The sequence below is a fragment of the Mesorhizobium sp. M4A.F.Ca.ET.020.02.1.1 genome (genome assembly GCF_004022645.1).
Taxonomy (GTDB): domain Bacteria; phylum Pseudomonadota; class Alphaproteobacteria; order Rhizobiales; family Rhizobiaceae; genus Mesorhizobium.
Map to the genome: position 1 here is coordinate 1 of NZ_RZOI01000241.1, position 7,721 is coordinate 7,721.

Here is a 7,721-nt window from a genome sequence, read left to right on the forward strand (position 1 = left end):
ATGATGGAGGGAGTGACACATGTCGTTCACTGCGCGGCGTTGAACAACGACCGCGGCGCCAGCGAGCCGGATTATCTGGCCGCGAACGGAGCGCTGACCGGCCTGCTCGCGCGTGCCGCGGCGGCGCTAGCAAGCGGACGCTTCCTCTATCTGTCGTCGATCCGGGCGGTCGTCGGCCCGGACTTCAGCGGCACGATCGACGAGGCAACGGTTCCTGCTCCGCAAGACGCCTATGGCCGCTCGAAGCGCGACGGCGAGATCAGGACGCTCGACGCCTACCGATCGGCGGGCCGTTCCGACGCCGCCGTGCTGCGCCTGCCGCCTGTTCATGGCGAGGGCATGAAGGGAAACCTGGCAACGCTGATGCGGCTTGCCGATAGCGCCTTGCCGCTGCCGACAGCGGCCCTGACCGGGACCCGCTCGCTGATTTCGACCGGCGCCGTGGCCGGCGCGGTGCTGCGGCTGTTGACCAAACCGAAGCCGCTGCGGCCCATTTATATAGCCGGCGACCGCCCGCCCGCCGCGATCTCCGAGATCGTCACCGCCTTCCGGCGCGGTTTCGGACGGCCGCCGCGCCTGGTTGCCGTGCCCGCCGCTCCGATGCGGCTGGCGGCAAGGCTGTTCGGCAAGGCCAAGGAATGGGAAGCCCTGGCGGCAACGCAGATTTGCGATCCGTCGCTGCTTTTTGCGGAGGGCTGGGCGCCGGAAACCGATACGCTGGAGCAGCTCACCGAACTGGCGCGGCGAAGCCGCTCGGGCGACGCTCAAGCGCGATAGATGGTTCCCAGCAATATCCTGAGATCGAGGCCGAGCGAGGCAGTCCGCAGGTAGGCGGCATCGGTCTCGGCGCAAAGCACGGGGGTCGACATGTCGATACCCCGGATCTGCGCGAGGCCGGTCATGCCGGGAAGCGCCGAGAGCACGCCCAGGTCCCGGCGGCGCTCGACCAGTTCCGTCTGCGTGGGCAGGCATGGGCGCGGGCCGACAAGGCTCATTTCGCCTTTCAGCACGTTCCAAAGCTGAGGCAACTCGTCGATCTTGGCCCGGCGCAACGCCTTGCCGACGGCGGTAACGGATTGCGGCGGCGCCTCATGCGTGGGCAAGGACGGCGTTCCTCGGTACATGGTCCGCAGCTTGTGGCAGCGAAATGGCACACCGCCCTGCCCGACCCGGGTCTGGGAAAAGAGCGCCGGCCCAGGCGACGATGCCTTGATGGCCAGCATTGCAACAAGCAGCACGGGCGACGACGCCACCAGCATCGAGGCAGCCACCACAAGATCGAAGGTTCGCTTCGGCCCTTTCAGGGTCATCCAATGCTGCTCCGCGGTCGATGGTCCCAAATCCGGCGCAGCCGAATGCCATGGCCAATGCGCGAGGATCGCCGGGCTTGGCTTCAATAGCCAATCATCGACGCGCCGGACAGGTCTAACCTGCCCGTCCAACTGATTTCGGGCCGGTTTCCCGCGGTGCCTCAACCGGCGGCTTTTCAGCCTCATGCAGTCCCGCCAACACGGCAAGAGCGGCCGCCTTGTCCTGGTCACGTATTGCCGCCTGCAATGCCGTCAGGGCGACCTGAATTCTCGGCCATGACACCACTTCGGCGCGCAGGCCAAAAATCTTGGCGATATCGAGCGCGACGACCTCTTCATTCTCGCCCTGCAGCGTCTCGTGCAGCTTTTCGCCCGGCCTGATGCCGGTGAAGCGGATCGCGATGTCGGTGTAGGGGTTCTTGCCGGCCATGCGGATCATGGTTTCGGCGACTTCGAGGATCGGCACCGGCTTGCCCATGTCCAACATATAGATGGCGTAGTCGTCCTTGCCCTCCCGCTGCTCGGCATCCGCGGCCGACATGATGACGAGATCGACGGCCTCTGCCACGGTCATGAAATAGCGGGTCATGCGCCGGTCGGTGATGGTGACGGGGCCGCCGGCTTCGATCTGCGCCTGGAAGATGGTCGCCACCGAACCGTTGGAGCCGAACACATTGCCGAAGCGCACGGCGATGAATTTGGTACCGGCGCGGCGTCCGCCCTGCCCGACAGCCTGCGTTTCGTGGAGTGAGCTCACGATCTGCTCGGCCGCTCTCTTGGTGATGCCGAGCACCGAGGTCGGGTCCACCGCCTTGTCGCTCGAGATCAAAAGGAACTGCGGGACCCCGCATTTGGCGGCAACCTCGGCGCAGGCGAGCGTGCCGAAAATATTGGTCTGGATCGCGGATTCCCAGTTCTCCTCAAGCAGGGGCACGTGCTTCAGCGCCGCTGCATGGAAGATGATGGACGGCATGAATTCGCTGACGACGCGCGTCATCTGGCGCCGGTCGGTGACGTCGACGATGCGGCTCTTCAGTCGATCGTGGTCCTTTTCGCCGATGGACTGGTCGAGTTGGAAGATGCCGAATTCCGAAATGTCGGCGACCAGAACGGCCTCCGCGCCGAGTTCCAGCGAGCGCTTGACCAGGATGCGGCCGATGGAGCCGGCGCCCCCGGTGACGAGCACGCGTTTGCCGCTGACGAAGGCGCCGATGCGTTCGATGTCGGGCGGCACGGTCGAGCGACGCAGGATGGTTTCCATCTCGACGGCGTCGAGCACAAGCTTGCCGCCTTGCCCAAGTTCCGAGAAGCCCGAGAATTGGACGACGGCGATGCCGCTGTGGCGGGCGACGCGAACAAGCTCCGAATACTCCTCGATCTCGCGTTCGGCGCCATTGCCAAAGATAAGCAGGTCGATATTTTCCGTGCCCCTGGCGTATTCCTCGAGCACTTCGACCAGCCGCGGGCGGGCGGCCACTACCGGAACGCCCTGGATCTGCGTGCCCAGTGACGCTCCACCCTCGATCGCCATGATGCCGGCGATGGCATATTCGGTAGGCTGCGCGGTGCGCGTGAAACGGATGATCACGTCGACCTCGCTCAACCTGCCGATGAACAGCGCCTGCTTGATCCGCGCGTCCCCTCCGTCATTCCTGCGACCGAGGATGCGCCAACTCGCGCCGTCGCGCAGGAACCGGTAGTAGAGCCTGGGCGCGGAAATGATGGTGAAGGAGACGAGGAAAAAGACGATGAACTGACGCTCGTTGAGGCCGGTGACGGGCTGGAAGGAGCGGAAGGCGAGCGAGGACAAATAGAGGACTACCGTCAGGATTCCGCAGCCCTTGAGGATGTTGAAGAAATCGGGTGTCGAGGCGAATCGCCAAACGGTGTTGTAAAGGCCGCAGTATCTGAACAGCAGATGGGCAATCAGCACGATGACCGCCCAGCAGGCCAGCCCGCCATAGGAGAACGCGTCGAACGACAGCTTCGACTGTGACAAAACCAGGCTGAGCGCCACCGCGATCAGGACCATGATGATGTCCTGAAGCATGATGATAGCACGCCGCATCTTCGGCCGAAGTCCGGACACAGCTTCTACATAGGATGTCATTGGGTAGTACTGAACTCCAGGCACGAAGACATGGCCACTAGACTGGCGCCGGACAGATCATCATCCTGCGCCGATCCAGAGCGCCATTCCCCAGCCCCTTCACCCCGTTATCGCATAGCGTGGAGTTGAGATCATCGCCATATATTTTTTTGGAAGCACGCAGGATTGAATGCCTGCATACTTCCCGTCGGCGACTTGATCTGCTTGCGCGGACTCCGCCGGACTGGACAGTTGGGGGCGCAACATTAGAGTTCGCTACCGCAGGCCCGGGCCGGCGACGGATCCACCGGCATCGCCTTTTCCCTGTCCCAGCAAACGAGACACCACCCTTTGTGCGGACAGCCGCCAGTCCGGCGCCTGCCAGGCGAAGGTGCTCCCGAACCTCGCCGTTGACAGGCGCGAATTTTGGGGGCGTCGAGCCTTGGTCGGATAGTCGCCGGTGGCGATGTCGCGCACTCGCGCGTGCGGCCCGCCGTGCGCGCGGCTCATCTCCAGGATCTGGCGGGCAAAACCGCTCCAGTTGGCCTCGCCGGCTCCCGTCAGATGGTAAATGCCAAAGTCATCAAAATCCCTGTCGCGATCGAGCCTTGCCGCCGCGTGCAGGATAGCGGCGGCGATATCGAACGCAGAGGTGGGGTTTCCCCACTGATCGGCCACCACCGCGATCTCGTCTCGATCGCGGGCCAACCTCAGCATGGTCTCGACGAAGTTCCTGCCGAAAGGGCTATAGAGCCACGCCGTGCGCAGGATCAGATGACGCGGATTGGCCGCCGCCACCGCCTGTTCGCCGGCAAGCTTCGAAGCGCCATAGGCATTGAGCGGCGCGGTGGCGTCGGTTTCGACATAGGCGCCGTCCTTGGTGCCGTCGAAGACGTAGTCGGTCGAAAGATGGATGATGGGAACGCCAAGCCGCGCCGCCGCCCCGGCGACGGCACCGGCCCCGGTGGCGTTCACCGCAAAGGCCATTTCCTTCTCGTCCTCGGCCTGGTCGACAGCGGTGTAGGCGGCGGCGGAGACGACGACATCGGGCCTCGATGCCGCCAGCGCATCAAACACCGTGTCGGGCTGCGCCAGGTCGAGTCGCGGCCGGCCTACGGCAACGACCTCCACGCCCTCCAGCCCGCGCCCGGCTTCAAGCAGGCTGGCAACGACCTGGCCTTCGCGCCCGGTCACGACAAGCCTCACGCCGCGCCCTTCCTGTTCTCGGCCTGGCCCAGCCGCTCGCCGGCATAGCGTTGGTCGCGGATCGGCCCCCACCACCATCTGTTGTCGAGGAACCAGTCGACGGTCCTTGCCAGGCCGCTGTCGAAGTCCTCCGTCGGCGACCAGCCGAGGTCGCGGCCGATCTTGGAGGCATCGATCGCGTAGCGGCGGTCATGACCCGGACGATCGGTGACGAAAGTGATCAGGTCGCGATAGCTGCCGCCGGCGGCGCGTGGCCGTCGACGGTCAAGAAGATCGCAGATCGTCTCGACGACACCGAGATTGCTGCGTTCCGAATTGCCGCCGACATTGTAGCTTTCGCCCGTCCGCCCCTTCGTGGCGACAAGCTCCAGCGCCTTGGCATGGTCCTCGACATAGAGCCAGTCGCGCACATTGGCGCCGGCGCCATAGACCGGCAGCGGCTTCTCGTCGAGCGCGTTGAGGATGACCAGGGGAATGAGTTTTTCGGGGAAATGATAGGGCCCGTAATTATTCGAGCAGTTGGAAAGGACCACCGGCAGGCCATAGGTCTCGTGCCAGGCCCGCACCAAATGATCGGAGGCGGCCTTCGAGGCGGAATATGGCGACGATGGCGCATAGGGCGTCTCCTCGACAAACATGCCACCGTCGAAGGGGAGATCGCCGAACACCTCGTCGGTCGAGACCTGATGGAAGCGGAAGCGGCGCTTGCGCCCTTGCGGCAGGTCACGCCAGTATTCCAGGGCCGCATTCAGCATGCGGTACGTGCCGACGATGTTGGTCTCGATGAAAGCGCCGGGCCCCTCGATCGAGCGATCGACATGGCTCTCGGCAGCGAGGTTCATGACGATGTCGATGGCGTCGCGGTGCAAAATCTCCAGCACCGCCCTCTCGTCGCAAATATCGGCGTGGGCGAATTTGTAATTGCGCGCGTTCTCGATCGCGCGCAGCGACGCCAGATTTCCGGCATAGGTGAGCTTGTCGAGATTGGTCACGCGGTAGGCCGGATTGGCGCATAGGTGCCTGCACACGGCCGAGCCGATGAAGCCGGCACCGCCGGTCACCAGGAAATTCATTCCGCTCCCCTCCTCACGCAAACACCTCCGCGGCGGCAAGCACCGGCGCATCGAGGTCCTTGTCCGAAAGCTGGAACCCACCCGCCATTGCCGGCCATTCGATGCCGACGGCGGGGTCGTCGAAACGGATCGACCGTTGATGGGCAGGCGAATAGATATCGGTCACCTTATACAGAACCTCGGTATCCGGCACGAGCGTGACGAATCCATGCGCGAAGCCTTTCGGCACCAGGACCTGATTGCCTTTCTCGGCCGACAGGTCGACGGCGACCCATCTGCCAAAGCTCTTCGAGCCGCGGCGAATGTCGACGGTGACGTCGAGGATCCTGCCTCTGACGACGCGCACCAGCTTCTCCTGAGCATGCGGCGGCAACTGATAGTGAAGCCCCCGCACCACACCGGCGGCGGCGGAATAGGAGCGGTTGTCCTGCACGAAACGGAGATCGATGCCGGCCTCGGCGAAGCGCTGGGCGTTCCAGTCCTCGACGAAATAGCCGCGAGCGTCGTGAAAACGCTTCGGGACGATCTCCACCAGGCCGTCGAGGCCGAGTTGGATGATCTCCAGCACCCTAGTTCTCCGACAACTCGCTGACGCGCCTGCGCAAATACGCGGCGTATTCGTTCTGGCCAAGGCGAGCGGCGCGTTCAAGTACCTTGTCGGCCGTCAGCCAGCCCTGCTCGAAGGCAATCTCCTCCGGGCAAGCCACCTTGATGCCCTGGCGGTGCTCGATGGTGCGCACGAAGGATGCTGCCTCGTGCAGGCTGTCGTGCGTGCCGGTATCGAGCCAGGCATAGCCGCGACCAAGCTGATGCACCTGCAACTGCCCGCGTTCGAGATAGATATTGTTGACTGCCGTGATCTCGAGTTCGCCGCGCTTCGACGGACGGATGCTCGACGCGATGTCGACGACATCGTTGTCGTAGAAATAGAGGCCGGTAATGGCCCAGTTGGACTTGGGTCTATGTGGCTTTTCCTCGATCGTCAAAGCCCTGCCGCCGGTCTTGTCGAATGAGACCACGCCATAGCGCTCCGGATCCTCGACACGGTAGGCGAACACCGAGGCGCCACGTTCGCGCTTCGCCGCCATGCGGCAGAGCTGCGAAAGGCCTTCCCCGAAGTACAGGTTGTCGCCAAGGATCATCGACACATTGTCCTTGCCGATGAAGTCGCGACCGATGATGAAGGCTTCGGCAAGGCCGTTGGGGTGGGGCTGCGGAGCAAAGGAAACGTCGAGCCCGAACTCCGAGCCATCGCCCAGCAACTGCTGGAATGCCGGCAAGTCGCGGGGGGTTGAGATGATAAGGACCTGGCGGATTCCGGCAAGCATCAGCACGCTCAGCGGGTAGTAGATCATCGGCTTGTTGTATATCGGGAGTATCTGCTTGGACACGGCCAGCGTCAGCGGATAGAGACGGACCCCGTTGCCTCCCGCAAGGATAATTCCCTTCAACAGATCCTCCTGGCCACGCCGAACCCCCTTCAGCACCACCCTGCTAAGGTTTCGCACGATGGCTTGTCAATCTCGATGCCCGTCGGCGCCCCGACCGGCCAGGCCTGCGGCCACCCGGCCGCACGCCCGACGACAATCAGACCAGCGGCGCGAGGTTTGTCGGTTGGCAAATCGCGATCCGGTGCTAAACAGCAACGGACCGGCCGCGAAAACGGAAATCCCATGGCCAGACTTCTTGTCACCGGCGGCGCCGGCTTTCTCGGATCGCATCTGTGCGGCAGGCTTGTCGAGCTTGGACATCAAGTGGTCTGCGCCGACAACTTCAGCACCGGATCGAGGGACAATATCCGTCAGCTTCTGACAGTTCCGGCATTCGAGCTGATCGAACATGACGTGACGCTGCCGCTCGACCTGGACGTCGACGGCATCTACCATCTTGCTTCACCGGCAGCGCCCATCCACTACCAGAACGACCCGATCCGGACGACGAGGACCAACGTACTCGGCGCCATCAATATGCTCGATCTCGCCAGATCTCGAGGCGCAAGGATCCTGCAGGCCTCCACTTCGGAGATCTATGGCGACCCGGAAG

The 7,721-nt window shown here is 63.7% G+C and carries 8 protein-coding genes; 2 read left to right on the top strand and 6 right to left on the bottom strand.

Going from position 1 to position 7,721, the window contains the following annotated elements:
* The coding region (locus EN742_RS16585) for an NAD-dependent epimerase/dehydratase family protein (RefSeq protein WP_128333039.1) at positions 1-777 on the top strand (777 nt) is incomplete at its 5' end.
* On the opposite strand, the gene EN742_RS16590 is transcribed toward EN742_RS16585, so the two are convergent.
* The 6 genes from EN742_RS16590 to rfbA all read right to left on the bottom strand — a co-directional run bounded on the left by EN742_RS16590 (position 765) and on the right by rfbA (position 7,129).
* A complete protein-coding gene (locus EN742_RS16590) occupies positions 765-1,310 on the bottom strand; it encodes a sugar transferase (protein ID WP_189375381.1) in 546 nt (181 codons plus the stop codon). The genes EN742_RS16585 and EN742_RS16590 overlap by 13 nt on opposite strands.
* Before the next feature lie 115 nt (positions 1,311-1,425).
* A complete protein-coding gene (locus tag EN742_RS16595; protein WP_189375379.1) occupies positions 1,426-3,420 on the bottom strand; it encodes a nucleoside-diphosphate sugar epimerase/dehydratase in 1,995 nt (664 codons plus the stop codon).
* A gap of 255 nt (positions 3,421-3,675) precedes the next feature.
* A complete protein-coding gene (gene rfbD, locus EN742_RS16600; protein ID WP_128333041.1) occupies positions 3,676-4,605 on the bottom strand; it encodes a dTDP-4-dehydrorhamnose reductase in 930 nt (309 codons plus the stop codon).
* Entirely contained in the window at positions 4,602-5,678 is a 1,077-nt protein-coding gene (gene rfbB, locus EN742_RS16605; RefSeq protein ID WP_126055835.1) for a dTDP-glucose 4,6-dehydratase, read from the bottom strand. Before rfbB ends, rfbD begins: the two co-directional genes overlap by 4 nt.
* Positions 5,679-5,691: 13 nt before the next feature.
* Positions 5,692-6,246 carry a dTDP-4-dehydrorhamnose 3,5-epimerase gene (rfbC, locus tag EN742_RS16610; RefSeq protein ID WP_127406833.1) on the bottom strand — a complete coding sequence of 185 codons (555 nt, stop codon included), beginning with the start codon at positions 6,244-6,246 and terminating at the stop codon, positions 5,692-5,694.
* A 1-nt stretch (position 6,247) separates the two neighbouring features.
* Positions 6,248-7,129, bottom strand: a complete 882-nt coding sequence (rfbA, locus tag EN742_RS16615) for a glucose-1-phosphate thymidylyltransferase RfbA (RefSeq protein WP_127406834.1) — start codon at positions 7,127-7,129, stop codon at positions 6,248-6,250.
* Positions 7,130-7,351: 222 nt separating this feature from the next.
* Here rfbA and EN742_RS16620 point away from each other — a divergent pair.
* On the top strand, positions 7,352-7,721 hold a 370-nt coding region (locus EN742_RS16620), incomplete at its 3' end, for an NAD-dependent epimerase/dehydratase family protein (protein ID WP_128333042.1).

Excerpts from the sequence above, each read along its gene's own strand:
- EN742_RS16590 (WP_189375381.1), bottom strand. The coding sequence starts at position 1,310 with ATGACCCTGAAAGGGCCGAAGCGAACCTTCGATCTTGTGGTGGCTGCC.
- EN742_RS16595 (WP_189375379.1), bottom strand. The coding sequence starts at position 3,420 with ATGACATCCTATGTAGAAGCTGTGTCCGGACTTCGGCCGAAGATGCGG.
- rfbB (WP_126055835.1), bottom strand. The coding sequence starts at position 5,678 with ATGAATTTCCTGGTGACCGGCGGTGCCGGCTTCATCGGCTCGGCCGTG.